The following is a 25,492-nucleotide window of genomic DNA, read 5'->3' as shown; positions in this document are numbered from 1 at the left end:
AACTCCCTTACTGTGCCGCTACCTCGACGCCGAGGGCGCCGAGGGACGTGGTGCGAAACTCGTGGAACTTGCTGTCGCCGAGCGCTCTCGGCTTCGGGATGTCGATGATCTCGTCGACGACGATCTGCCCGCGATCGAGAACGAGTACCCGGTCGGCGAGCGCGATCGCTTCGTCGACGTCGTGTGTGACGAGCAGGACGGTCGGGCGGTGGCGACGGATCAACTCCTGCAGGAGGGCGTGCATCTTGATCCGGGTCAGCGCGTCGAGAGCGCCGAAGGGCTCGTCGGCCAGGAACAGTCGGGGCTCGCGGACCAACGCTCGGGCCAGCGCCACCCGTTGCTGTTCACCGCCGGACAGTTCGCTGGGCCACGCCTTCTCCCGGCCCGCGAGCCCGACCTCCGCGAGCGCCGCCGCTCCCCTGCTCGTGCCGGTGCGGCCCAGTCCGAGCGTCACGTTGTCCAGCACCTTCAGCCACGGCAGCAGCCGTGAGTCCTGGAATGCCACCGACACCTCCTCGGGCACGGTGAGGGTTCCGCCGCGGCCCTCGACGTCGTAGTCGAGGCCGGCGAGCGCGCGGAGCAGCGTGCTCTTGCCGGACCCGCTCTTTCCGAGCAAGGCCACGAACTGGCCTTCGGGAATGTCGAGGTCCAGGCGGTCGAGGACGGTCTTGTCGCCGAATCCGCGGACGAGGGATCGCACCTGCACGGCGGCGGGTTCTAGCCGGCGAGCGTCTTGCGCCATGACAGGGACCGCCTTTCGATGTAGCGGAGGACGGAGTCGGACAGGAGACCGAAGATGCCGTAGACCGCGAGCCCCACGAGAATCACGTCGGACTGTCCGTAGTTCTGCGCGTTGTACATCATCTTTCCCAAACCGGTCACCGCGTTGATTCCCTCGACGACGATGAGCGTGAGCCAGGCACCGGTGACCGAGAGGCGCAGTCCCAGAAAGAATCCCGGCATCGCACCCGGCAGTACGACCTTGCGGATGAACGTGGCCCGGGACAACCCGAGGACCTCGGCGAGTTCGACGTACCGGTTGTCGATCGACGTCAACGAATTGTGCGTCTGGATGTACATGTGGACGACGACACCGAGCGCGATGATCACGATCTTGAACGTCTCGCCGATGCCGAGCCAGAGGATCAGCAGCGGGATGAGGCCGAGCGTCGGGATGGCGCGTTTGAGCTGGATCGGCCCGTCGATCAGGGCGTCACCGGAACGCGTCAGACCGGCGACGACGGCCAGGGCCGTCCCGATCACCACGCCGAACGCGAAACCGATGGCGGCACGGCTCAACGATGCGAGGACGTGTTCCTGCAGGATGCCGGTGGAGATCAGCTCGACGGCCGTGGTGACCACGGTCCACGGCGCGGACAGCTTTCGTGCGTCGATGAAGCCGGTGAGACTTCCCACTGCCCACACCGCGAGGAGGAGCAGGACACCGGCCAGCCGGGAGAACGGAAACGCCTTGCGCAGCCCGAGTCGGCGGATCTGCCGATCGGCGACGCCGAGCCTCGGGGCCTCGGGGGCGACACTGCGTGCCGGTGCGGGCGCGGAGAGAGTGCTGGTCATCGCTGCACACCGCCCCGGTACTCGGCCGGAACAGCGTCGGCGGCGATCGTCTCGAATCGTCGGTCGAACAACTCGTCGGCATCGAACTCACTGAAGTACCCTGCATCGGACAGCAATTGGACGGTGTCCTGCGTCCATTCGACGGCGGCGTCCCAGTTGGCCGGGTAGACCGGACGCTGCCCGACGGAGGCGACGATGCGCTTACCGTCCTCGGCCGATACCTGTTCGCTCTCCACGTAGTACTTCTGGATCCAGGCGTCCTGGTTCTCCCACGCCCAGACCTCCCCGCGAGCCCAGAACGGAATGAACGCCTTGATCGCCGCGGCCTTGGCCGGGTCCTGGAGGACTTCCACCGGTGCCCAGAGCACGGTGAGCGCGTCCACGGCGTCGGTGGCCAGCGCCTTGGCTCCGTCCGGCCCGTACTGGTTCAGGTACTTCGTCACCGTCGGCTCCGACAGCGGCGCGATGTCCACTTGCTTCGACTGCAGCGCGGTGAGGAACTGCGGGCTGGGGAGCTCGACGAGCTGGACGTCCTTGGTGGTCAGACCCTGCGCCTTCAGCGTTCGCAGGATCACGACACCCTGCGCCTGCCCGGGTGAGAACGCGATCTTTTTGCCCCGCAGGTCCGGCAGTTCCGTGATGTCCGAGCCGGGAGCGGTGGCCAGCAGGTACTGCGGCTGTTCCTTCTCCCGCACCGCGACGATCTTCGCGTCGAGCCCGGTGGCGTGCGCCTGGATCGGCGGGATCGCGGCGTTGGTGGCCAGATCGACCGCGTTGCCCCGGAAGGCCTGGATCACGTCGGGACCGGCACTGACGTCCGGCCAGTCCGACACGGTGAACGGGAGGTCCGCGAGCTGGTCGGTCGCCTCGAGTTGAAGCCGGGTTGTCTTTATCGACACGCTGAGCGAGGTTCCGTCCGGAACCTGATCGGGTACAGCATCATCGAGAGACAACCCGCCGGAGGGACCGGACGAGCAGGACGCGAGCCCGAGCGCCACGACGCCGGCGAAGGCGGCGCGCGTGAGGCGCCGATACCCGGCGGAAGACACGAGTGAACTGGACATGATTGATCCTTCGAAGGATGTGATCTCCGGTCGGGCACATCGGACAGTTCGTCGAGTGCCACAGAGGAGCGAGAAAGGAAGAACAGAAAGGTATTTCGAGCGTCCGCCGAAGTCAGCGCGGAGACGTCAGATGCGACCCGGTCGCGTGCGGCGACAACAGGACTCGGAGCGACACGAGGTTGTACGCACACTGTCCGCCATGGTGGTGTTCACACCAATATCCTTGCGATCCAGCGTAATAGACGTCAACATTGCTTCCCACCGAATTAACTCCGGATGTGTGATACATGTCACGATATGCCGGCCAACGGCCGCACGAAGCTGGTGAGAGGCGCCCGGTAGAGCTCCGCGAGGATCACGGAACCGGCGGATACCGGCAGTGCCCGCCCGGGGAAACTGGTGGACAACACCGACTGCGACGGGTCGTCACACGTCGCCGACGACTCCCCGACTGCTCGCCGAACCGTGTCGAGAGTACCCGGAATCTGGCTCACGCCTTGGTCGCAGACGATCAGGACCTCCGGATTGAACAGATCGAGCAGCCGGGCTGCCACCACCCCGACGCCGTGCGCCCGTTCCTCGAACAGTGCCAGTGCCGCCGGCTGCCGACGTCGACCCGCGTCGAGAAGGTCGCCGAAGATCGGCCGCTCGATGGTGCCGAGCTGCATCGCCCTGCGCACCAGCACCCGATCCGACAGGGTGGCCTGCACGCATCCGGTACGCCCGCAGGCGCACTCCTCGACACTGTTCTCGACGGGCACGTGCGCCACCGCGCCTGCCGCCGCGCGCGGGCCGTGGTGGACCACGCCTCCGGTCGCGAACGCGGCGTCCACCACGTTCCCGACGAAGAGCTGCACCACACTGTCTCGCGCCCTCGGCTCCCCGAACAACACCTCCGCGTCGATGAGGGCCCGCGCGTGCGAATCCATCCGGACGTCCAGACCCGTGCGGTGCTCGAGATCCGCCCGGACCGGGTATCCGTTCCACCCGGGGATCGGATGCTCACGCACCACACCCGATTCCGAGTCGATCCAGCCGCCGGCCGCGAAACCGACGCCGATCGGGACAGACACGTCACCGTGCCGGGCGGCCAGCGCCTCGAGGGTCGTCACGGCGTTCCGCAGGATCTCGGCCGGTCCGAGCCCGAAATGTGGATCACGGGATCGGGCCACCACCTGCCCACGCAGGTCGAGCAACGCGGTGGTCACGTGGGTCATCGCCAGGTGGATGCCGTAGACGACGAAGCGGGTGTCGTCGAGGTCCACCGGGACGTGTGGCCGTCCCAGACCGGTGGGACCCGAGATCTCCGGCAGTTCCCGCAGCAGGCCGCGTTCGACGAGTTGCGCACTGGCGGTGGTCACCGTCGCGGGTGAGAGCCCGGTGACCCGCGCGATCGTGCTGCGCGCGATCGGCCCACGGTCGAGGACGGTGCGCAGCACCGTGCCCGCGCTGGCGCCGGAACGGCCGGCACCACGCCGGGTGTCGGGCTGGGTTCGCGCCATCGTTCCCACCTTCCCCGCGCGCAGTGATTTCGATTGATCTCGAACGCTAACGAAGGGGAACGTGCAGTTCAACGGACTCGATTCCCGTGAATTTAACTCCCCGTGAGTACTTGTTGATGTCCCGCGGTTAATAAGTACTCACTGGGGCTAGCCGCCCAGATTGACCTCGATGCAGTACGTGCGCTCGGGTTCGGAGAACGCGATGGGGAATGCGCTGTCGAACTCGTTGCACAGGGTTTCGTCGTTCTCGCCGTCCGCACGTCTGACGACCTTCACGGTCTGCGCCTCGGTGCAGTCGGACGGCACGATCCGGCCGTCGTCCTCGAGCAGGTAGCAGGAGTCCTCGAGCATGTTCGGAACGAGGCAGAGCGTGGTCTGCACGTCTTCGTCCTCGCTCACGAGGGTGTACGAGAAGTAGTCCTCCGCGCACTGGACGTCGCCGTCGTTCTTCTGCGCCACCTCGTACGTGGCCTCGCTGTCGGAGCAGTCCCGCTTCTCGTGCGAGGTGTCGGCCGCGGTCGTCGACGCGGACTCGAAGAAGAGGCAGTCGCCGACGTCGAGAGCATTCTTGTCGGCGCTCTTCACGGCGAACACAGCGAACGCGGCGATAGCGGCGAGGATCACGACGGCGACGACACCGAGGGTGATGAACAGCCCCTTCCGCGATTTCTTCGGCGGCGGCGGGTACTGGCCGGGCGGGTACTGGCCGGGCTGCTGCCCGTACTGGCCGGGCGGGTACTGGCCGGGTTGCTGGGCGTACTGCCCCTGCGGGTACGGCTGCTGGGGGTACTGGCCCTGCTGGTACGGCTGCTGCGGCCCGCCCTGCGGGTACGGTTGCTGCGGGTTGTTCGGCGGTTCGCCGGGGATGTTCGGATCGGGACGGTTGGGGTCGTCGGGGGGCTGGGTCATCGCGAGCCTCGTCTCTGGGTCGATCCATCCGGCTGTCCCTCAATTTAGGCCCCGACCGCCCCGGATGTGCAGGTATCGGGCCGCGTCGGAGGCCGCGACGTGGCGCGGTGTCGCTCAGATCAGGACAATGGACAGGCTGGCTACATCCGGCACCGCATTTTCGAGGAGGCTTCCGTGACCGACGGACCGTTGATCGTCCAATCCGACAAGACCCTGCTGTTGGAGGTCGATCATGAACGCGCGAATGACGCCCGCCAGGCGATCGCGCCGTTCGCGGAACTCGAGCGCGCGCCCGAACACGTCCACACCTACCGGATCACCCCGCTGGCCCTGTGGAACGCGCGCGCCGCCGGACACGACGCCGAGCAGGTGGTCGATGCGCTGGTCAACTTCTCCCGGTACGCGGTGCCTCAGCCGTTGCTGGTCGACATCGTCGACACGATGGCCCGGTACGGGCGCCTGCAGCTGGTGAAGAACCCGGCCCATGGTCTGACGCTGGTCAGCCTGGACCGCGCGGTCCTCACCGAGGTGACCCGGCACAAGAAGATCGCCCCGATGCTCGGTGCGCGCGTCGACGACGACACGGTCGTGGTCCACCCGAGCGAGCGCGGCCGTCTCAAGCAGTTGCTGCTCAAGGTCGGCTGGCCGGCGGAGGACCTCGCCGGGTACGTGGACGGCGAGGCGCACGCCATCGACCTGGACTTCGACGGCACGTCCCCCGGGTCCGCGGACGGCACGTGGCACCTGCGCGACTATCAGGAGATGGCCGCCGACTCGTTCTGGGCGGGCGGGTCCGGTGTCGTCGTCCTGCCCTGTGGTGCGGGTAAGACGATGGTCGGTGCGGCGGCGATGGCCAAGGCGAAGGCCACCACGTTGATCCTGGTGACGAACACGGTCGCGGGACGGCAGTGGAAGCGTGAGCTGATCGCGCGCACGTCGCTCACCGAGGAGGAGATCGGCGAGTACTCGGGCGAGCGCAAGGAGATCCGTCCGGTCACGATCGCCACGTACCAGGTGATCACCCGGCGCACCAAGGGCGAATACAAGCATCTGGAGCTCTTCGATTCCCGCGACTGGGGTCTTGTGATCTACGACGAGGTGCACCTCCTGCCCGCCCCGGTGTTCCGCATGACCGCCGACCTGCAGTCCCGTCGACGCCTCGGCCTCACCGCCACCCTGGTGCGCGAGGACGGCCGTGAGGGCGACGTGTTCTCGCTGATCGGACCCAAGCGGTACGACGCACCGTGGAAGGACATCGAGGCGCAGGGGTGGATCGCGCCCGCCGACTGCGTCGAGGTGCGGGTGACGCTGACGGACGCCGAACGGATGTCGTACGCCGTCGCCGAACCCGACGAGCGGTACAAGCTGTGTTCCACCGCGCACACCAAGATCGCGGTGGTGAAGTCGATCCTGGAACGGCATACCGACGCACCGACGTTGATCATCGGCGCGTACCTCGACCAGCTCGACGAACTGGGTGAGGCGTTGAACGCCCCGGTCATCAAGGGGTCGACCAAGAACAAGGAGCGCGAGGAACTGTTCGACCGTTTCCGGGCGGGCGAGATCCAGACGCTGGTCGTCAGCAAGGTCGCGAACTTCTCGATCGACCTGCCGGAAGCGTCTGTCGCCGTCCAGGTTTCGGGCACGTTCGGTTCCCGCCAGGAGGAGGCTCAGCGACTGGGCCGCCTGCTGCGACCCAAGCACGACGGCGGCCAGGCCCACTTCTACTCGGTGGTGGCACGCGACACGCTCGACGCCGAGTACGCCGCCCACCGGCAGCGCTTCCTCGCCGAGCAGGGGTACGCGTACCGGATCACCGACGCGGACGATCTGCTGGGCCCGGCCATCGGGTGACCGCCTGCCACCGGACCGGGAGCTCTAAGCTGGGGCCGTGCGACATTTCGAGTTCACCGTCGACCGGGCCTACGCGAAGTCTGTCAACCAGACGTTCGCCGACATGCGACGCCTGCAGGTGTCGGCGATCGTGGTGGCGCTGCTGTTCGCGGCCGCCGCTGCCGGTCTGATCCTGCTCGCCCACCCCTGGTCGATCATCCTCGGTGTCGTCGTGGCGATCGCCGCGCTGACGTCGGTGTGGGTGGCGTTCTGGGTGCCGAAGAAAGTCGGCAGCATCGAGGAGTTGTACGCGAAGAGCCCGCTGGTGCCTGCGGTCGTCTCGGAGGTCCATCCCCGCGCGGTCACCCTGCTGTCGCTGATCGACGTCGCGAAGCCCTCCGCGGGCCGGGCGTCGTACGCCCTCGTCACCCGCAACGTTCCGATCCGGACCGGTCAGAAGCAGCGGGTGGGCGACAGGGTGCCGTCCGTCGCACTCCTGAACGACCGCAGCACCCACAACGACGCCGACACGTGGGAGATGGTCAGCCCGATGCCGATCGCGTGGGGCACCCGCGACGCGACGGTGCGTTCCCGCGCGGAGGACGCCATCGATCAGGTCGAGTGGGATTTCCTGCAGAGCCGGATCCCCGAGTCCGAGCACATCCGGACCAGCCCCGACCAGCGGGTCGCGGTGTCCGAGCACGACCTTCCGGAGGGCCTGCGCTGATCGGCCGCTAGGGCCAGCCTTCGGCCTGCTGCCGGGGGTCGCCGGCGAGCAGGGCGGCCACCCACGAATCACGCCGGACGCCGCGCTGCACGAGTCCGGCGCGCTGGACGCCCTCGAACCGGAAGCCGACCCGGCGGGCGACCGCCGCCGAGTCGACGTTGCCGACGAACGCGCGCCATTCGATGCGTTCGAGCCCCATGCCGTCCGGCCGAAACGCGAAATCGCACACCAGGTTCACCGCGGTCGTCATGAGGCCCCGCGACCGTGCCGCCGGCGACAGCCAGTATCCGATCTCCGCCGCCGTCACGTCCCGCGCCATCAGACCGATCATCCCCAGCACGGGACCGTCCTCGCGTTCGCGCAGCGCCCAGGTGGGACTGCGATCGGCCCACCCGGAGGGCACCGTCTGCCGCACGAACTGCTCGGCGTCCGAGCTTGTGTACGGCGCGGGCATCGTCGTCCACTCCGCGATCGACGCGTCGCTGCACGCCGCGCAGATCTCGTCGACGTCGGTGACGACCGGCGGGCTCAGCCACAGTGTGTCGGCGGCGAGGGTGACGACGAACATGCCCGCCACTCTATGCCCGGTGAGGCGGCCTGCTGATCAACGCAGCGCGGGCAGAACTTCCTTCTCGAACAGTTCGATGCCCGACGTGTCGTACGCGGCTTCCGGGAAGTAGAAGATGCCGTAGGACATGCCCTGCGCCTTCAGCGCCGACAGTTTCTCGACGATCTGCTCCGGCGTTCCCACACCGGGCATTCCGCGGAAGGCTCCCAGGGCACCCTCGGCGGCGTCGGCACCGACGTGGGGGGTGAGGCGGTCCTTCAGGGTGAGCAACCGCTGCTCGACCTCCGCCTCGGTGGTGCCGATCGCGACGTTGTAGTTGGCCGAGCGGGTGATGGCGTCGAAGTCGGTACCGACGGTGTCGCAGTGCTTCCGCAGGATCTCGGACTTCTGCGCGAAGCCCTCGGGTGTGCCGTCGAAGTTGGTGTACTGCGCGTACTTTGCCGCGATCTTCAGCGTCACCTTCTCGCCGCCACCGGCGATCCACAGCGGGATGCCGCCTTCCTGCAACGGAAGTGGGCGGACGATGGCCCCGTCGACCTGGTAGTGCTTGCCTTCGAGGGTCGCGATGCCGTTGGTCCAGGCCTGACGCATGATCTGCACGCCCTCGTCGAGGCGGCCGAGACGCACACCGGCAGAGGGGAATCCGTATCCGTACGCCTGCCACTCGTGCTCGTACCAGCCGCCGCCGATACCCATCTCGACGCGTCCACCCGAGATGAGGTCGGTGGTGGCGGCGACCTTCGCGAGGTAGGCCGGGTTGCGGTAGCTCATCGCCGTACACATCTGGCCGAGACGCACCCGTGAGGTGACCGCCGCGAACGCGGACATGAGGGTCCACGCCTCGTGCGTGGCCTCCTCGGTCGGTGCCGGGACGGTGTGGAAGTGGTCGTAGACCCACAGCGAATCCCAGGACGAACCCTGATCGGCGCGCAACGCGAAGTCGCGCATCACCGACCACTGATCCGAGGGATCGATTCCGACGAGATCCAGACGCCAACCTTGAGGAACGAACAATCCGAAGCGCATGAAACGAATGTACCTATGCTTCCTGTTTTTCGAGCGGTGAGGACCCGGGCTCCGACGCGGTCGGCGGTGGCCACGGGGAATAGACCGGGATGAACCGGAACAGGAGACCTGCGCCGACCAGCGCCGCTCCCCCGATCGCGGCGACGGCAGCCCCGAGCGGGACCACCGCGGCGAGCGCGCCGACGCCGAAGGGTCCGGCGAACATGCCGGTGTCGTGGGTGAGCCGCCAGGCAGCGAGGAATTCGGCGCGCGTCGCCGGTGGGGCGATGTCGGCGCCGAGCGTCATGATGACGCCGTTGCCGAGCCCGTTGCCGATGCCCATCACGACGGCGACGACCCCGATCGACAGGAGGTCGTGCGAGAACGGCAACGCCAGGTAGGACGCCCCGATCACCACAAGCGAGGGCACCGCGATGAACCGGCGTCCGTACCGGTCCATGAAGTGTCCGGCCGGATACGAGCACAGCAGATCGACGGCCGCTCCGACTCCGAAGACGAGGCTGACCTGGGCGGCGTCGAGTCCGAGGTGGGCAGCCCACAGCGGCAGCACCGCCTCCCGCGAGGCGCGGGCCGCACCCATGAGGAGCGACCCGGCGCCGAGCGTGGCCAGCAGCTTCCGGTGCCGGCGCAGAATCGACGGCAGCGTCGCGTGGGTACCGGCGGTGCCTGCGTGGCGCCTCGGCGGGTCGGGGACCCTCGACATCAGCCACCCGGACAGCACGACGCCGACGAACTGCACCATGAATCCGCCCCGGGCGCCGACCACCAGGATCACGGCGGCGCCGAGCAGCGGTCCCACGAAGAAGCCGAGCCGCCACATCGCCGCGAACGACGACATCGCCCGGGCACGCAGCCCGATCGGCACGGCGTCGGCCAGGTAGCTCTGGCGGGCCAGCCCCCACACGGCGTTCGCGAGCCCGGTCAGCAGTGCCCCCACGCCCAGCATCCAGGGTGTCTGCGCGAGCAGACAGACCAGCACTCCGGCGGCGCCGACGGTACTGCCGCCGATGATGGACCGCCGCTCCCCGAACCTGGCGACGATCCGGCCTGCGGGCAGGTCGCCGAGGACGGCGCCGAGCCCGACGACCGCGACGATCAGCCCGGACACGGCCACGGACGCGCCCAGTTCGCGGGCTGTCAGTGCCATGACCGGGGCTGCGGCCCCCTGGCCGATGCCGAAGATCGCGGCGGGGACGAAGACGGTGGTGACGAGAGGTTTCAGACCGGTCTCGCCGCTCATGCGCTCGCTTCGTCGACCGCGCCCGCGAACCGGTTACCGACGTCCGTGAGACCGTAGTGACCGCGCAGGGTGGTCGCGGTGTACTCCGTCCGGAACAGTCCGCGCTGCTGCAGGATCGGGACGACACGGTCGACGAAGTCGTCCAGTCCGCCGGGCAGGTAGGGCGGCATGATGTTGAAACCGTCGGCCGCGCCCTGCTCGAACCACGTCTGCAGCTCGTCGGCCACCTGTTCGGGGGTTCCGGCGAACGTGCGGTGCCCGCGCCCGCCGCCGAGCAGCCCGATCAGTTGCCGGACGGTCAGCGAACCGTCCGCCGCGAGATCCTTCACCAGCTGGTAGCGGCTCTTGTTGCCCTGGATCTCGTCCAGCGGAGGAAGCGGCGGAAGCGGGGCATCCAGGGAATGCTTGGTGAGGTCGACACCGAGCATCGTGGACAGCTGCCGCAGCGAGTACTCGGGCGAGATCAGGTCGGTGAACGACTGCTCGAGCGCCTTCGCCTCTTCCTCGGTGTCCGCGATGAACGGCACGATGCCGGGCAGCACCTTCAGGTCGCCGGCATTGCGGCCGTGCTTGACGACACGCGCCTCGAGGTCGCGGTAGAACTCCTGCCCCTGTTCCAGGGTGCGCTGCGCGGTGAACACGGCCTCGGCGTACCGGGCGGCGAACTCCTTGCCGCTCTCGGACGATCCGGCCTGCACCAGCAGCGGCCGCCCCTGGGCGGAGCGCGGCGAGTTGAGCGGGCCCTTGACCCGGAACCGTGGTCCGTCGTGGTCGATGGTGTGAACCTTGCCGGGGTCGGCGAACACGCCGGTCTCCGGGTCGAGCACCACCGCGCCGTCCTCCCAGCTGTCCCACAGGGCGAGCGTGACGTCGACGAATTCCTCTGCGCGCTCGTACCGTCCGCTGTGTGCGGGGATGCCGTCGACGCCGAAGTTCGCAGCCTCGTCCGCACCGGCCGAGGTCACGATGTTCCACCCCGCCCGGCCGCCGCTGATGTGGTCGAGCGACGTGAACTTGCGTGCCAGGTTGTACGGGTCGGAGTAACTCGTGGACGCCGTGGCGATCAGCCCCACGTGTTCGGTGGCGACGGCGATCGCCGACAGCAACGTGACGGGCTCGAAGATCGCCTGTGTGTTGTGCTTGATCCGCGGTCCGACGGCGAGGCCGTCGGCGAAGAACACCGAGTCGAGCTTGCCCCGCTCCGCGATCCGGCCGAGTTCCTGGAAGTGGGCGACGTCCAGAACGCGGTGCGCCTCGGTACGAGGATGGCGCCACGCCGCCTCGTGATGTCCCACACCCATGAGAAACGCGTTGAGGTGGAACTGGGAATCCTGTGACATGTGGAGTTTCTTTTCCGGTAAGTGACTAGACCCGCCAGCGGGACAGCCTGCGTTCGATCAGTACGAGAACGGCGTTGAGCGTCAGCCCGAGAACCGAGATGGCGACGATGCCCGCATACATGTTGGGGATCTGGAAGTTGAACTGGGAGGCCGTGATCAGGTAGCCGAGGCCGGCCTTGGCCCCGACCATCTCGGCGGCGATCAGCACGAGGATCGACGACGCCGCCGCCATGCGGATGCCGGTGAAGATGGTTGGAACGGCGGCGGGCAGCACGACTTTCTGGAACAGGCGCACGGGCGACAGTCCCAGCGAGGACGCCGACTTGATCAGCAGCGGATCGACGGTCCGCACACCGGAGATCGTGTTCAGCAGGATCGGGAAGGTGCACGCGTAGATCACCAGGGCGATCTTGGACTCCTCACCGATGCCGAGGATCAGGATGAACACGGGGAGCAACGCCAGCGCCGCCGTGTTGCGGAACAGCTCCAGGATCGGGTTCAGGAAATCCGACACCGGCCGGTACCAGGCGATCGCGATGCCCAGCGGGATCGCGATCACGACCGCCACGAAGAACCCGATCAGGGCCCGGGAGAGGCTGGCGGACACGTGCTGCCACAGCTCACCGCTCTTGACCAGATCGAAGAACGCCTCGACCACCGTGCTGAACGGGGGCAGGAACACCTCGTCGACGAGACCGGCCCGGGGAGCGATCTCCCAGAGTGCCAGGAAGGCGACGATCGCGACGGACGGCTTGAGGATCCGCCAGGCGATCGGACGCAGTGCCGCGCCGGCACGCTGGACGGCACCCGGCTGCGGTGGGGTGGAAGCGGGCGACGGAGCCGAGGTCCCGGGTGGATCGATTGCGACGGGAGCTTCCGGTGACGCGAGTGCGCTAGACATGTGCTTCCTCCTTCTCGATTACCTGTGCACGCTCCACTTCGCCGTGCAGCAGCGTCCAGATGCGGTGGCGGTAGTGCCGGAACTGCTCGTTGGACCGGACGTCCTCGCCGCTGCGGTCGATGTCGATGTCCACGAACGTCTTCACCCGGCCGGGCCGCGACGTCAGGACGGCGACCCGCTGCCCGAGGTAGATGGCCTCGTCGATGCCGTGCGTGATGAACAGGATGGTCTTGCCGGTGGCCTTCCAGATGCGCAGCAGTTCGTCCTGCAGCGACTCACGGGTCTGCGCGTCGAGCGCGGCGAACGGCTCGTCCATCAGCAGCACCTCGGGATCGAACGCGAGGCTGCGGGCGATCGCGACGCGCTGCTTCATGCCGCCCGACAGCTCGTGCGGGTACCGGTCGCCGAAGCCCTTCAGGCCGACGAGCTCGAGGTAGTGCTCGGCGAGTTCGCGCCGTTCCTTCTTGGGCAGTCCCTTGGCCTCGAGCCCGAATTCGATGTTGTGCCGAGCCGTCCGCCACGGCAGGAGTGCGTACTGCTGGAAGACGATTCCGCGGTCGAGACCCGGCCCGGTCACCGGCTGCCCGTCGAGCAGGATCCGGCCCGACGTGGGGGTGCTGAGCCCGCCGAGCAGGTCGAGCAGCGTGGACTTCCCGCAACCACTCGGACCGACGAGGACGAGGAACTCGCCGTCCGCGAGATCGATGTCGATGTCCTCGATCGCGGTGAACTTGTCCTTGGACCCGCGCACGTCGAACTGTTTGGTGACGTGCTCGAGGCGGAGCTTGGGCGTCTGAACCCGATCGGGGTTCGAGGCGGTGATGCTCATTTCTGTCCTTCCAGTACTTCTCCGTCGGGCCCGCTCTCGGGCTGGAACGTGCCGTTGGCGTACGGGTTGAATTCGTTGGTGTAGAGGTCGGTTGCGGTCAACTTGCCCTCGTCGAGCTCACCGTTGCGGACGAGCCAGTCGATCCAGGTCTGCAGCTCCTTCTCCTGGATCACGGCCCCGGCGACGGGAATACCGGAGCTGCGCCAGTAGTCGATGGCCTCGTCGCTCTCGTTGCGGCCACGCTTGTCGATGATGCTCTTGAACCGTGCGACGACCTCCTCACGCGGAGTCACCTGGGTCCATCGGATGGCCCGGGCCGTGCCCTGCACGAAGTCCGCGACGGCGTCCTTGTTCTTCGCCAGGAAGTCGTCGCGCACCACGTAGGTGCCGTAACTGAAGGCGCCGAACAGATCCCGGTCCGTGAACAGCGGCCGGATACCCCCACGCTCCTGGGCTGTTTCGCGGAAGATGCCGTTGATGGCCGCCACGTCGATCTGACCTTCGCGCAGGGCCGTTTCGTTGTTCACCGGCGGGACGACGGTCAGCTCCACCTGCTTGATCTCGTCCTGGGTCAACCCCTGCTGGGCCAGCCACTCCCGGACCAGGAACTCGTGGTGCGCACCGAGCGTGTTCATCCCGACCTTCTTGCCGATCAGGTCACGCGCCGAGCGAATGGGGCTGCCGTCGAGGACGAAGTATCCCGTGTACTCACCGGCATCGGCGCCGTAGGAACTCAGCACCGACGTGATCGGTGCACCCGCGGCATTGAGCTTGACGACGGCTCCGTTGAAGGCCGAGCCGAACTCGATGTCACCCGTGGCCGCCGACTGGATGTCCTGCGGGCCGCTGGTGGTGTCGCCGACCCATTCGAGCTTGATCTTGTCGTAATACCCCAGGTCCTCGGCGAGTTCGTGGAAGCCCACGTCCCCGGACCACCCCTGGTAGCGCAGGACCGTCTTTCCGTCCTCGGTGGTGGCGGTATCCGACGAGCCGGCACACCCCGCCACTCCCGAGGCCAGCGTGAACAGTGCTGCGGTCGCCGCGAGGGCGCGCACGGCGCCGCGCCGGAACCGGGAGTGGGACATCGACGTCACTTTCTTCTCGTGGGGACCTGGGGTGGAGTTCACTTGGCGGCCAGTGCTTGTCCGTCGGGGCCGCTGTCGGCGGGGTACGTGCCGTTGGCATACGGGTTGTACTCGTTGGTGTAGACGTCGGCCGGCGTGAGCTTGCCGTCCTCGAGTTCACCGTTGCGGACGAGCCAGTCGATCCAGGTCTGGATCTCCTTGTCGGTGATCACGCCACCGGGACCCGCCACACCCGGCGTCTTCCAGTAGCCCACGAGGTCGGTGGTCTCGTTGCGGCCGCGCTTGGTGATGATGTCCCTGAACTTCGCGATCACGTCGTCGCGCGGAGTCGTCTGGGTCCATCGGATGGCGCGGGCCGTGCCCTGCACGAAGTCAGCGACGGCGTCCTTGTTCTTCGCGATGAAGTCGTCGCGGAACAGCAGCGAACCGTAGGTGAAGGAACCGAAGATGGACTCGTCGGTGAACAGGGGGCGGATGCCGCCGCGTTCGACTGCCTTGTCGCGGAACACGCTTCCGAGCGTGCCGACGTCGATCTGACCCTGCCGCAGCGCCTGTTCGGTGTTCACCGGCGGCACCACGGTCAGCTCGACCTGCTTGATCTCGTCCGGGGTCAGCCCTTCCCGCGCCAGCCACTCCCGCACGAGGAACTCGTGATGTGCGCCGAGCGTGTTCATGCCGACCTTCTTGCCGATCAGGTCACGTGCCGACGTGATCGGGCTTCCGTCGAGCACGTAGTACCCGTTGAAGGTCTCCTTGTCGGAGCCGTAGTAGCCGATGACGGACGTGATCGGCGAGTCGGCCGCGGCCAGCTTCAACACCGCACCGTTGAACGCGCCACCGAAGTCGGTCTGCCCCGTGGCGGCATTCTGAATGCTCTGCGGCCCACTGGTGGTGTCGCCGATCCAGTTCAGTTCGACCTTTTGGTAGTAGCCCAGGTCGGCCGCGAGTTCCGGGAACGAGACCTGTCCCGTGGTCCCCTCGTAGCGAAGTACCGTCTTCCCGTCGGCTGTCGTGGTCGTCTCCGAACCGGAGCACGCGACAGCAAGGCTGGTGAACGTGAGAAGGGCGGCCGCTGCGGCCAGAGTCCGCGCGAAACGTGGACGAATCATCGAAGGTCTTCCTAGTGTGTGATGCCCGCACACGACGAAGCGGCGGGTCGTGCGAGCGCACTCGGCGAACCCCGACCGGCGGTCGCCGGACGGGTCAGCAGGACGTGCAGAAGAAAAGGGGTGCGAAAAAGCCAGGTCAGCTACGACAGCCGAAACACTGGAACATGGCAGACTCCCTGGAGGTGGTGTGGTCGCCACACCATACGTCCGGACCCACCACCAGGGTCAACGGTTACGCACACGACGGATTTTATGTCTGGACCGCACGTAGGATATCGGCATGCCCACTGCGACGCTGGTAGACGAATTCGAGTCCCACCGGCCGCATCTGCTCTCCGTAGCGTACCGGCTGACGGGAAGCGTCAGCGACGCGGAGGACGCCGTGCAGGAGTCGTGGCTACGACTCGACGACGCGGACGCCGCGAATATCCGCGACCTCCGGCCGTGGCTCACGACGGTGGTCGGGCGGATCTGCCTCGACCGGTTGCGGTCGGCGGCGGTGCGGAGGGAACAGTATGTCGGCCAATGGCTTCCGGAACCCATCGTCACCGGACTGTCACCGTCGGCCGAGCCGGACCCGCTGGAAGCGGTCGTCCGGGACGAGGACAACCGCCTCGCCGCGCTGATCGTGCTCGACACGCTCACCCCTGCGCAACGGGTCGCTTTCGTGCTGCACGACGGTTTCGGGGTCCCGTTCGACGAGGTGGCCGGGATTCTCGGCATCGAGACGCCCGCGGCACGTCAGCTCGCGTCGCGGGCCCGCAAGGCCGCTGCCGCAACCACACCCGCCGTTCCCGACGACGAGCATGCCGTCGCCGTGCAGCGACTGCTCGAGGCACTCGCCGCCGGCGACCTCGACGCGGTGATCGCGGCGCTGCACCCGGACGCCCTCGTCATCGGCGACGCCAACGGCACCACGAGCACCGCCGTCAACGTCATCCACGGCGCGGACAAGTTCGCCCGCTTCTTCCTCGGCCTCATCAAGCGGTACGGGCCGGCGGTGTTCACCGTCATGCAGCCGGTCCTGGTCAACGGCCAGCTGGGCTTCTTCAGTGCCGCACTCACCGGCGACGATGCCCACCGCAGCTCGCCGCCGCGAGTGGGTGGGTTCACCGTCCGGGACGGACTCGTCTACGCGGCGTACGACATCGCCAATCCGGAGAAGTTCGGCGGGATCAGGCTCCCGGACCTTTCTTCGTGACCGCGGCGTCGTCGGCCCACGGCACCCGGCACGAATCGGTGCCGAAACCCTGTTCCGTGATGCCCAGCGCCGAGTACATCCGGGCGCGCATGTTCTCGATGCCGATCTGATAGGACAGTTCGACGACACCGGCTCGGCCGAACCGGCGCTCGAGGTCCGCCACCTGTTCGTCGGTGACCGTGGTGGGCGTCGCCGTCATCGCGTCGGCGTATGCGATGGCCGCGCGCTCGTCCTCGCTGTACGCGGGCGAGTCGGCGTAGTCGACGATGTGCTGGAGCCGCTCCACGTCCAGGCCGTCGAGGCGTTGCAGCATCGTGCCGAAGTCCACGCACCACGAACAGCCGATCGTCCACGCCACGCGGTAGACGGCGATCTCCCGCACGTTCGCGGGAAGCACGGTCGACGCCTTCTGCACCGCCAGCTCGTGGCGGGCCGACGCGACGAACAGCTTGCGGTGATGGGCGAGCACGGTGAACGGCTCGGGCACCTCGTCGAACTTGTGGGCAGCATATTTGTAGGCGACCTTCACCAGCGGGCTCGCGTCCGCCGGGGCCACTGCGGGAATGCGGGGCATTGCGTCCTCCATCGTCACCGGGCGCCCTTCGCGCGCCGTCTACAGAGAAGACGAGACAGCCCTGCAGAACGTGACGCGGCCGTGTGCAACCCTCGCCGTCACACCGACTACGCTGCAGTAATGCCCGCAACGCCGCGCAACCGCACCGTCCAGCGCTTGCAGCCGTTCGCGTCCACCATCTTTGCCGAGATGACCGCGCTCGCCGTGCGCCACGACGCCATCAACCTCGGTCAGGGTTTCCCCGACACCGACGGTCCCGCGTCCATGCTCGACACCGCGCGCCGAGCTATTGCGGACGGGCTCAACCAGTACCCGCCCGGCCCCGGCATGCCCGTGCTCCGCCAGGCGGTCGCGGCCGACAGGCTCGCCAGGTACGGGCTCGACCACGACCCAGACTCGGAGGTGCTGGTCACCGTCGGCGCAACCGAGGCCATCAGCGCCGCCATTCTGGGGCTCGTCGAACCGGGTGAGGAAGTGGTGCTGATCGAGCCGTACTACGACTCCTACGCGGCGTCTGTCGCGCTGGCGGGGGCGGTGCGACGCAGCGTGCCGCTCGCCCGCTCCGGCACGAAGTTCGTCGTCGACCTCGACGCTCTGCGGGCGGCGATCACCCCGAAGACCCGGATGCTGGTGATCAACACCCCGCACAATCCGACCGGCACCGTGTTCACCCCGGAGGAGATCGCCGCCGTCGCGGAGTTGGCCTGCGAGCACGACCTGCTGGTTCTCAGCGACGAGGTGTACGAGCACCTGGTCTTCGACGGCCGGACGCACACCGCCCTGGCCACTCTGCCGGGAATGTACGAACGGACCGTCTCGGTGTCGAGCGCCGCCAAGACGTTCAATGTCACCGGCTGGAAGATCGGCTGGGCGTGCGGTCCGGCGGAACTGATCGACGCCGTCCGGACCGCGAAGCAGTACATGTCCTTCGTCGGCGGCGGACCGTTCCAGCCCGCGGTGGCGCATGCGCTGAGCCACGAGCAGCAGTGGGTGAAGGAATTGCGGGACAGTCTCCAGGCCAAGAGGGACGTGCTGTACGACGCGCTCGTCGCGTCCGGTCTGGAGGTCCATTCGGGTGGCGGCACGTACTACCTGTGCGCCGACATCACCGCGATCGGTGAACGCGACGGCATCGACTTCTGCCGCAGGCTTCCGGAGCGCATCGGCGTGGCCGCGGTGCCGGTCAGTGTGTTCACCGACCATCCGTTGCCGTGGAACCCGCTGGTGCGGTTCGCGTTCTGCAAGCAGGATCACGTGCTCGAGGAGGCTGCGCGGCGGCTCCGGACCCTCGGGGAGCCCGGATCGTGACTGCCCGCACCATCCCCGCCGACTTCGTGCGGCGGTCGCTCGAACTGTCGGCGCGCAGTGGGGTCGACCTCTCCCCCGCGCTGTCGGCGGCGGGAATCACGGCGGCGTCGCTCGAGGATCCGCTGGCCCGGTTGACGCCGACCCAGGTCACGGCGTTCACCCAGGCGGTTTGGCAGATCACGGGCGACGAATTGTTCGGCCTCGGGCCGGCCCCGGTCCCCCGCGGCACGTTTCGGCTCGTCTGCCTCGCCCTGATCCACACCGCGGACCTGTCCGCGGCCCTCGAGCGGATGGCCGACATCCTGCGCGCCCTGCCGTCACTTCCGGCCCTGCACATCGGTCCCGGTGTCAACGGTGGAACCCGGATGACCATCGACATCCGCCCGGCCGCGGCCGAACGGTCCACCGAGGACGTGCAGTCGTCGCTCGAGGCGACGCGGGTGACCACCGATTTCCTACTGATCCTGCTTCACCGTTTCGCGGCGTGGCTCGTGGGCAAGAGGGTCCGGTTGCTGGCGGTGGAACTGCCGTATCCGGCGCCGCTGCCGCAGCTCGCCGAGAACTACGATCACATCTTCGGCGTCCCGGTGACATTCGATTCCGACATTCCCGCAATCGAATTCGACAACGCGGTCATGCGGGCGCCCATCATCCAGACCGAGGACACGCTCGCGGACTATCTCCGGGAGTCACCGACGTTGCTGATGTCGGAGCGTGACTACGACAGCACGGCGTCGGCGCAGGTGCGCCGGGTCCTCGAACTCGGTATGAAAGGCCGGACGTCGACGGCCGAGGACATCGCGGAGATGCTGTCGATCAGCGTCCCACACCTGCGCCGCCTGCTCCGGCAGGAGGGGACGTCGCTGAACCAGCTGCGGGAGGAAGTGCTCCGGGACGCCGCCGTCGCCGGGCTCCGGCGCGGCGAGACCGTGGAGGACCTGTCGGCGCGGCTCGGCTTCTCCGAGCCCAGCGCGTTCCGTCGCGCCTTCAAACGCTGGACCGGCAGCACCCCGAGTTCCTACCGCGGAGCGTGACAGCGCGTCAGCTGACGCAGAACTCGTTGCCCTCGGGGTCTGCCATGGTGACCCACTCGCTCGGTCCCTGGCGGCCGCGGTGGAGCACGGTGGCGCCGGACTGCTCCAGCTTCTCGGCCACCTCGTACCGGGCGTCCCCGACCCGGATGTCCAGGTGGAGCCGGTTCTTCACCGTCTTCCGTTCGGGAACCAGCTGGAACAGCACACGCGGGCGCTCCGGGTGCTCCGGATCGCGGATCGCCTGACCCTCCCGCCAGACCAGGACACCCTCGAACTCCATGGTGTCGGACTCCTGCGCGTGGCCGGCCTCGACGAGCCCGCGGATAAACTCCTCGTTGCTCGGCTCCACCTCCCAGCCGAGCGTCTGCGCCCACCATTTGGCCAGGGTATGCGGGTTCTCCGAGTCCACTGTGACTTGAAATTCATATCCCATGGCCCGACGGTACAGCGGTGCACCGACAGGTCCCGACGAGCCGAATCCCGGGATCTGCCGGTATCAGGGTTTGACGAGGATCCGGATGGGATCGCCCTCGTGGTTCGCGAGTTTCTCGATGCCCTTCGCGACGTCCTCGAGCGGGACGATCTCGCTGATCGACCGCGACAGGTCGAGGCGGCCACGGGACACCAGTTCGGCGAGGGTTTCGATGTCCACGTTCTTGTAGCCCAGGTGGCCGAGTACCTGCTTCTGCGACAGCCCGAACTGCGCGGTGGTGCCCACCGACGCCTCCTGCGCGCTCAGCCCGACCGCGACGAGTCGGCCACCGACCGTCAGGCAGTCGAGTGCCTGCTCGAACGTCACCTTCAGCCCGGCCGCGTCGAACGCGACGTCCAGCATCCGGCCGCCCGTAGCCTCGGCGACCTTCTCCTTCAGGTTCTCGTCCCGGGAGTCGAACGCGTAATCGGCCCCGAGTTCCAGGGCGCGTTCCCGCACAGCGGGATTGATGTCGAACGCGATCACCGGGACGGCGCCGACGAGGCGTGCCAGCTGCACGATGTGGGTGCCGACTCCGCCCACACCCCACACCCCCACGGTCTCCCCGACCACCACCTTGCCGGTGCGCACGACCGCGCCGAACGGCGTCGACACCGCGTCGGCGAGGATGGCCGCCTGCTCGAACGGAACGTTGTCCGGAATACGGGTCAGTCCCCCGGCCTGCGCCACCGTGTACTCGGCCCACGCGCCGTCGTAGGCGAACGCCATGAGCTGGATGTTCAGGCAGTTCGTGAGGTCCCCGCGGCGGCAGTTGCGGCACCCGAAGCAGGGCCTGCCCGCGGACGGCACGACGCGGTCTCCTTCGGACCAGCCGGTTACTCCGGCACCGAGCTTCGCAATGGTGCCCGACGCCTCGTGCCCCTGGGTCACCTCGGGCAGCAGCGTGGGGAACGTGCCGTCGATCAGACTCAGGTCGGAATGGCAGATGCCGCAGAACTCCACTTTGACGAGCACTTCACCGGGCCCGGGTTCCGGAATCGGAACATCCTCCACAGCAATGGTTTTCGTGTCAGCATGGAATCGCTGCGCCCGCATGGTCCCGGCCATCTCTCACCCCTTCGTCGTCGTCGCTCCCGACGGTACCCGCGAAACATGCTCAGGTGTGCATGATTCAGGCCACTGCCGATTCAGACCGTCGCGGGCCGCGTCCGGTCGAGGGCGAGGTGAACGGCGAGGCCGCCGAGGACGCTTCCCATCACGAACTTCTGCGCGCGCAGCCACGTCGGGCGTCCGGACAGGAACGCCGCGACAGCTCCTGCGACGCAGACGATCAGCGCGTTCACGGTGAGCGCCACCACGATCTGGACACTGCCCAGCAGCAGGCTCTGCAACCACACGGGCCCGGCGCCGGGGTGGACGAACTGCGGGATCAGCGCCAGATACATCACCGCGATCTTCGGATTGAGCAGGTTGGTCGTGAGTCCCATCAGGAACAGCCGGGCGGACGAATCCCGGGGCAGCGCCCGGGACGGAGCGAACGGCGTGTGCCCGCCGGGCCGCAACGCCTTCCAGGCCAGCCAGCCCAGATAGCACGCGCCCGCCAGCTTCAGCGCGGTGTACGCCTGCGGGACGGCGGAGAACACCGCCGAAATGCCCAGTGTCGCAGCAGCCAGATAGCACAGGAATCCGAGAGCGACTCCGGCCAGCGAGAGCAGTCCCGCCGCCCTGCCCTGAGTGATGCTGCGCGAGACCAGATACACCATGTTGGGTCCAGGTGTGAGAACCATACCGAGGGCGATCGCCGCCACTCCGAGTACCGCCGCCGAATCGATCATGTCCGTGACGATCCCACCGCGGCGACGCGCCGTCGCGGTCCAGTCCGGCCTCGGTGGACCTGCGTCCGGGTTGCATTCGTCGACCACCAGTGGGAACGTCGGAAGAGTAGAGCGTTGTCCAATCCGAAAGGGTGAAACACGAGTTATGCGTACGGCCGTAGCCGACACCTACCCCACGAGGGACCGCAACGAGTGCACGATGACCGTCCGTCAGGATCCGGTCACCTGGTCGGACGGGAAACGGGGTGATACCCGGTCCGGTCCGCTCACCGCGAATCAGATTGCCGACTACGACGCACGCGGGTATCACTCCGCCGACGCGATCATCCCGCCACGCGACGTGTTCAACCTGGTCGACGAGATGACCCGCCTCGCCGAGACCGACTCCCTCCGCGGCGACGGCCGGGTCGTGCGGGAGAACGGCGACGGCGCCGTCCGTTCCGTGTTCGACGTCCACCGGCTCAGCGACGTCGTCGACGAGATCATCCGACGCCCAGAGGTGGTGGGCATCGCCCGGCAGATCCTCGGTTCGGACGTCTACGTCCACCAGTCGCGCCTCAATTTCAAGCCCGGTTTCACCGGTGGACCGTTCTACTGGCACTCCGACTTCGAGACCTGGCACGCCGAGGACGGCATGCCCACTCCCCGCGCCGCGAGTATCTCGATCGCGCTCACCGAGAACTACGGGCACAACGGCGGCCTGATGATCATGCCCGGATCGCACCGCGCCTTCGTCTCCTGCGCCGGCGAAACCCCCGAGGACTACTACAAGGAATCACTGGTCAGTTACGTTCCCCCCACCGGGTCGCCCGATCAGCCGACGCTCACCCGGATGGCGAACGAGTACGGCATCGACACGATGACCGGACCGGCAGGCTCCGCCACCGTGTTCGATTCCAACTGCATGCACGGGTCGAACGGCAACATCACGCCGTTCGCGCGGTCCAACCTCTTCATCGTGTTCAACAGTGTCGAGAACACCCTGACGGATCCGTTCTCGGCGCCCGCCCCGCGCCCCGACTACCTCGGCAGCCGGGATTTCACCCCCTTGCGGTAACGAGCACCATGACGTACCGCGGCCCCGCTCCCTGATGTCGGAGCGGGGCCGCGGTCTGTCGATGCCGTGAAACCCGTAGCCTTCGCGCCGCCCTGCATGCGACGATGGCTTGGCACGGTTCGACCGCCCGGCCGGGCGCCGGCCGAACCTTCATCTCCCGGAACGGGGAATGATGTTTGCCTACATCGCGCGCACCGTCGTCGCACACCCGTGGCAGGTCATCGCGGCCTGGGTAGTCGCCGCAATAGCCGTCATCCTGTTCGCGCCGAGTCTCGACGACTACACCACCGGTAACCAGCAGACGTTCCTGCCCAGCACTTTCGAGTCGTCCGAGGCGCAGGCCGTCGGCAACGAATACTTCCCCAGCCTGTCCGGTGCCACCGGCAGCCTGGTGGTGGTCCGCGCCGATGCCGCCCCGCTGTCACCCGCCGACCAGCAGACGGCACTGAATCTCGCGGCCTCGCTGCAGAATTCGGCGATCCCGGGAGTGGTGAGCGTGCAGGGGTCCCCCGCGTCGCTGTCCGCCGACGGGAAGGCCGCCGCACTGCAGGTGGTGTTCGACGGACAACCCGGCGACGACCGGGTCAACGACGCCGTGCCGGTCATCCGGGGCGACGCCGAGCAGCAGCTGAACGGCACCGGACTGGTGAGCGGGCTGACCGGGAACGCGGCCATTCAGGTCGACACCACCGCCGCATACGACCACGCCGACAAGGTCATCACGATCGCCACGGTGATCGTGATCCTCGCCCTGCTCGGCCTGATCTTCCGCAGCCCCGTCATCGCCGTCCTGCCGGTTCTCGTGATCGGCGTGGTGCTGTCGGTGGTCACCGGACTGACCGCCGTACTCGCCGATCTGTTCGACTTCCAGGTCAGCACGTCGCTGCAATCCATCCTCGTGGTCGTGCTCTTCGGTGTCGGCACCGACTACATCGTCTTCCTGTTGTTCCGCTATCGCGAACGTCTCCGGCAGCAGGCCGCGGCTGGGTCCACCACCGACACGCATCGAGAAGCCCTCGTGTTCTCCACCGACGTCGTCGGGCGCGTCGTCGCGTCGTCGGCACTCACGGTCATCGTCGCGTTCGCCGCCCTGCTGCTGGCGAAACTCGGCTCGCTCACCACGCTCGCGCCGGGACTCATCGTCGCCGTGGCCGTCATGCTGGTGACGGCGCTGACGCTCATCCCCGCGGTGTTCACCGTGCTGGGCCGCCACCTGTTCTGGCCGCTCGGACCGGGGCACGACAGCCCCCACACACCGTTCGCCTCGATCGGCGCCGCGATCGGGCGCCGTCCCGCCGTGTTCGCCGTCGCGATCGGCGTCGTGTTGATCGCGCTCGGCGCCTTCGCGTCCGGCTACAAGTCGACGTACAACACGCTGGGCGAACTGCCCTCCGACACGCCGTCACAGCAGGCGTTCGACACCCTCGACCGATCCTTCCCCGCGGGCGCGCTGAGCCCGACGCAGGTGTACGTCCTCGCTCCCGGGCCGCTCGATCCCGCGTCGCTGACCCCGCTCGTCACCGCTCTGACACAGGTGCCGGGAGTGTCCTCGGTCGCCCCGCCGCGGCCCAGTCAGGACGGTCGCGCCGCGCTCGTCAACGTCGTGCTCGCCGACGATCCCTATTCGAACGCGTCCCTCGACCTCGTCGAGGGCCCGATCCGCGACGCCGCCCACGGCGCGGTCCCCGGTTCGGAAGTCGTTGTGGGCGGACAGACGTCCACGTTCGTCGACGTCCGCGCACAACTCGCGGCCGATACGCGCCTCGTGTTCCCCGTCGCCGCAGTCGCGATCGCGCTGATTCTCGCCCTGCTGCTGCTCGCCGTCCTGGCCCCGCTCAACCTGCTGGTGTGCGTGGCACTCACATTCGTCGCCACACTCGGCGCCGTGGTGCTCCTGTTCCTGCACGGCCTCGGCTACGACGGGATCGACTTCTCGATTCCGATCGTGCTCTACCTGTTCGTCGTCGCGATCGGAACCGACTACAACATCCTGCTGGCCTCGCGACTGCGCGAGGAATTCCGCAACGGGTACACCCCGCGCGAGGCGGCGCGGATCGCCGTCTCCAACGACGCTCCCACCGTGGCCGCCGCCGGTCTGATTCTGGCGCTGACGTTCGCTTCGCTGACCCTCACCGGACTGGCCAACCTCGCCGAACTCGGCTTCGGCGTCGCGATCGGTGTCGCCATCGCCGCCTTCGCAATGGCCCCGATGCTGGTACCGAGCCTGTCTGCACTCGAACGTCGCGCCTTCTGGTGGCCGAGCAGGCAGAAGGCGACCGTCGACACCGGCGACGACCGCGAGCCGGCGGTGCCGCGGTAACCGCCGCCGTTCCCCGGGTTTC

At 67.7% G+C, this 25,492-nt stretch carries 24 protein-coding genes; 7 read left to right on the top strand and 17 right to left on the bottom strand.

Annotated features, from left to right (window positions below):
- Nucleotides 1–7: 7 nt before the first annotated feature.
- From PSR88_RS25235 to PSR88_RS25215, 5 genes are all read right to left on the bottom strand, one after another.
- Entirely contained in the window at nucleotides 8–742 is a 735-nt protein-coding gene (locus PSR88_RS25235; RefSeq protein WP_016883864.1) for an ABC transporter ATP-binding protein, read from the bottom strand.
- Nucleotides 718–1,575 carry an ABC transporter permease gene (locus PSR88_RS25230; RefSeq protein WP_009478003.1) on the bottom strand — a complete coding sequence of 286 codons (858 nt, stop codon included), beginning with the start codon at nucleotides 1,573–1,575 and terminating at the stop codon, nucleotides 718–720. Before PSR88_RS25230 ends, PSR88_RS25235 begins: the two co-directional genes overlap by 25 nt.
- A complete protein-coding gene (locus tag PSR88_RS25225) occupies nucleotides 1,572–2,639 on the bottom strand; it encodes an ABC transporter substrate-binding protein (RefSeq protein WP_009478002.1) in 1,068 nt (355 codons plus the stop codon). Before PSR88_RS25225 ends, PSR88_RS25230 begins: the two co-directional genes overlap by 4 nt.
- A 290-nt stretch (nucleotides 2,640–2,929) precedes the next feature.
- Nucleotides 2,930–4,141 (bottom strand): ROK family transcriptional regulator, encoded by a 1,212-nt coding sequence (locus PSR88_RS25220; RefSeq protein WP_009478001.1) that lies wholly within the window; start codon nucleotides 4,139–4,141, stop codon nucleotides 2,930–2,932.
- A gap of 147 nt (nucleotides 4,142–4,288) precedes the next feature.
- Nucleotides 4,289–5,050, bottom strand: a complete 762-nt coding sequence (locus PSR88_RS25215) for a hypothetical protein (protein ID WP_009478000.1) — start codon at nucleotides 5,048–5,050, stop codon at nucleotides 4,289–4,291.
- A 174-nt stretch (nucleotides 5,051–5,224) separates the two neighbouring features.
- Here PSR88_RS25215 and PSR88_RS25210 point away from each other — a divergent pair, with 174 nt between their 5' ends.
- The gene (locus tag PSR88_RS25210) at nucleotides 5,225–6,904 is read left to right on the top strand and encodes a DNA repair helicase XPB (protein WP_009477999.1); all 1,680 of its coding nucleotides are present in this window, start codon (nucleotides 5,225–5,227) and stop codon (nucleotides 6,902–6,904) included.
- A 37-nt stretch (nucleotides 6,905–6,941) separates the two neighbouring features.
- Nucleotides 6,942–7,610, top strand: a complete 669-nt coding sequence (locus PSR88_RS25205) for a DUF3239 domain-containing protein (protein ID WP_009477998.1) — start codon at nucleotides 6,942–6,944, stop codon at nucleotides 7,608–7,610.
- 7 nt (nucleotides 7,611–7,617) lie between these two features.
- On the opposite strand, the gene PSR88_RS25200 is transcribed toward PSR88_RS25205, so the two are convergent.
- Genes PSR88_RS25200 through PSR88_RS25165 form a run of 8 tightly spaced genes read right to left on the bottom strand, consistent with a single transcriptional unit; the run spans nucleotide 7,618 to nucleotide 15,708 of the window.
- Entirely contained in the window at nucleotides 7,618–8,178 is a 561-nt protein-coding gene (locus tag PSR88_RS25200) for a GNAT family N-acetyltransferase (protein WP_011597232.1), read from the bottom strand.
- Between the two features lie 36 nt (nucleotides 8,179–8,214).
- Nucleotides 8,215–9,204 (bottom strand): LLM class F420-dependent oxidoreductase, encoded by a 990-nt coding sequence (locus PSR88_RS25195; protein ID WP_009477996.1) that lies wholly within the window; start codon nucleotides 9,202–9,204, stop codon nucleotides 8,215–8,217.
- A gap of 13 nt (nucleotides 9,205–9,217) precedes the next feature.
- On the bottom strand, nucleotides 9,218–10,444 hold the full coding sequence (locus PSR88_RS25190) for an MFS transporter (protein WP_016883866.1): 1,227 nt from the start codon (nucleotides 10,442–10,444) through the stop codon (nucleotides 9,218–9,220).
- A complete protein-coding gene (locus tag PSR88_RS25185; protein ID WP_005561798.1) occupies nucleotides 10,441–11,784 on the bottom strand; it encodes an LLM class flavin-dependent oxidoreductase in 1,344 nt (447 codons plus the stop codon). The genes PSR88_RS25190 and PSR88_RS25185 overlap by 4 nt, the downstream gene beginning before the upstream one ends.
- 25 nt (nucleotides 11,785–11,809) lie before the next feature.
- A complete protein-coding gene (locus PSR88_RS25180; RefSeq protein ID WP_009477993.1) occupies nucleotides 11,810–12,685 on the bottom strand; it encodes an ABC transporter permease in 876 nt (291 codons plus the stop codon).
- A complete protein-coding gene (locus PSR88_RS25175; protein WP_016883867.1) occupies nucleotides 12,678–13,514 on the bottom strand; it encodes an ABC transporter ATP-binding protein in 837 nt (278 codons plus the stop codon). Before PSR88_RS25175 ends, PSR88_RS25180 begins: the two co-directional genes overlap by 8 nt.
- A complete protein-coding gene (locus PSR88_RS25170) occupies nucleotides 13,511–14,599 on the bottom strand; it encodes an ABC transporter substrate-binding protein (RefSeq protein WP_029539584.1) in 1,089 nt (362 codons plus the stop codon). Before PSR88_RS25170 ends, PSR88_RS25175 begins: the two co-directional genes overlap by 4 nt.
- Before the next feature lie 38 nt (nucleotides 14,600–14,637).
- The gene (locus tag PSR88_RS25165; RefSeq protein ID WP_016883869.1) at nucleotides 14,638–15,708 is read right to left on the bottom strand and encodes an ABC transporter substrate-binding protein; all 1,071 of its coding nucleotides are present in this window, start codon (nucleotides 15,706–15,708) and stop codon (nucleotides 14,638–14,640) included.
- A 280-nt stretch (nucleotides 15,709–15,988) separates the two neighbouring features.
- Here PSR88_RS25165 and PSR88_RS25160 point away from each other — a divergent pair, with 280 nt between their 5' ends.
- Nucleotides 15,989–16,909, top strand: coding sequence for a sigma-70 family RNA polymerase sigma factor (locus PSR88_RS25160; protein WP_016883870.1), 921 nt, complete (start codon nucleotides 15,989–15,991; stop codon nucleotides 16,907–16,909).
- Here PSR88_RS25160 and PSR88_RS25155 read toward each other — a convergent pair.
- Entirely contained in the window at nucleotides 16,884–17,483 is a 600-nt protein-coding gene (locus PSR88_RS25155; protein WP_029539585.1) for a carboxymuconolactone decarboxylase family protein, read from the bottom strand. The genes PSR88_RS25160 and PSR88_RS25155 overlap by 26 nt on opposite strands.
- Before the next feature lie 120 nt (nucleotides 17,484–17,603).
- Between PSR88_RS25155 and PSR88_RS25150 the strand changes: the two genes are divergently transcribed.
- The gene (locus PSR88_RS25150) at nucleotides 17,604–18,791 is read left to right on the top strand and encodes a pyridoxal phosphate-dependent aminotransferase (protein ID WP_016883872.1); all 1,188 of its coding nucleotides are present in this window, start codon (nucleotides 17,604–17,606) and stop codon (nucleotides 18,789–18,791) included.
- Entirely contained in the window at nucleotides 18,788–19,825 is a 1,038-nt protein-coding gene (locus PSR88_RS25145; protein WP_011597223.1) for an AraC family transcriptional regulator, read from the top strand. Before PSR88_RS25150 ends, PSR88_RS25145 begins: the two co-directional genes overlap by 4 nt.
- Nucleotides 19,826–19,832: 7 nt before the next feature.
- On the opposite strand, the gene PSR88_RS25140 is transcribed toward PSR88_RS25145, so the two are convergent.
- The 3 genes from PSR88_RS25140 to PSR88_RS25130 form a co-directional block, all read right to left on the bottom strand.
- The gene (locus tag PSR88_RS25140; protein ID WP_011597222.1) at nucleotides 19,833–20,258 is read right to left on the bottom strand and encodes a VOC family protein; all 426 of its coding nucleotides are present in this window, start codon (nucleotides 20,256–20,258) and stop codon (nucleotides 19,833–19,835) included.
- Between the two features lie 63 nt (nucleotides 20,259–20,321).
- Entirely contained in the window at nucleotides 20,322–21,365 is a 1,044-nt protein-coding gene (locus PSR88_RS25135) for a zinc-binding dehydrogenase (RefSeq protein ID WP_011597221.1), read from the bottom strand.
- A gap of 80 nt (nucleotides 21,366–21,445) precedes the next feature.
- Complete coding sequence (locus PSR88_RS25130) at nucleotides 21,446–22,093, bottom strand: LysE family translocator (protein ID WP_011597220.1); 648 nt, start codon at nucleotides 22,091–22,093, stop codon at nucleotides 21,446–21,448.
- Between the two features lie 145 nt (nucleotides 22,094–22,238).
- Here PSR88_RS25130 and thpD point away from each other — a divergent pair, with 145 nt between their 5' ends.
- Nucleotides 22,239–23,150 (top strand): ectoine hydroxylase, encoded by a 912-nt coding sequence (gene thpD, locus PSR88_RS25125; protein ID WP_011597219.1) that lies wholly within the window; start codon nucleotides 22,239–22,241, stop codon nucleotides 23,148–23,150.
- Between the two features lie 169 nt (nucleotides 23,151–23,319).
- Nucleotides 23,320–25,470: an MMPL family transporter gene (locus PSR88_RS25120; protein ID WP_016883875.1), complete on the top strand. Its 2,151-nt coding sequence runs from the start codon at nucleotides 23,320–23,322 to the stop codon at nucleotides 25,468–25,470.
- Nucleotides 25,471–25,492 lie beyond the last annotated feature (22 nt).

The sequence above is a fragment of the Rhodococcus sp. DK176 genome (assembly GCF_038447315.2).
GTDB lineage: Bacteria > Actinomycetota > Actinomycetes > Mycobacteriales > Mycobacteriaceae > Rhodococcus_F > Rhodococcus_F jostii_A.
The sequence above is the reverse complement of the archived record's forward strand: the minus strand, read 5'-3'. Positions and strand labels throughout refer to the sequence as shown.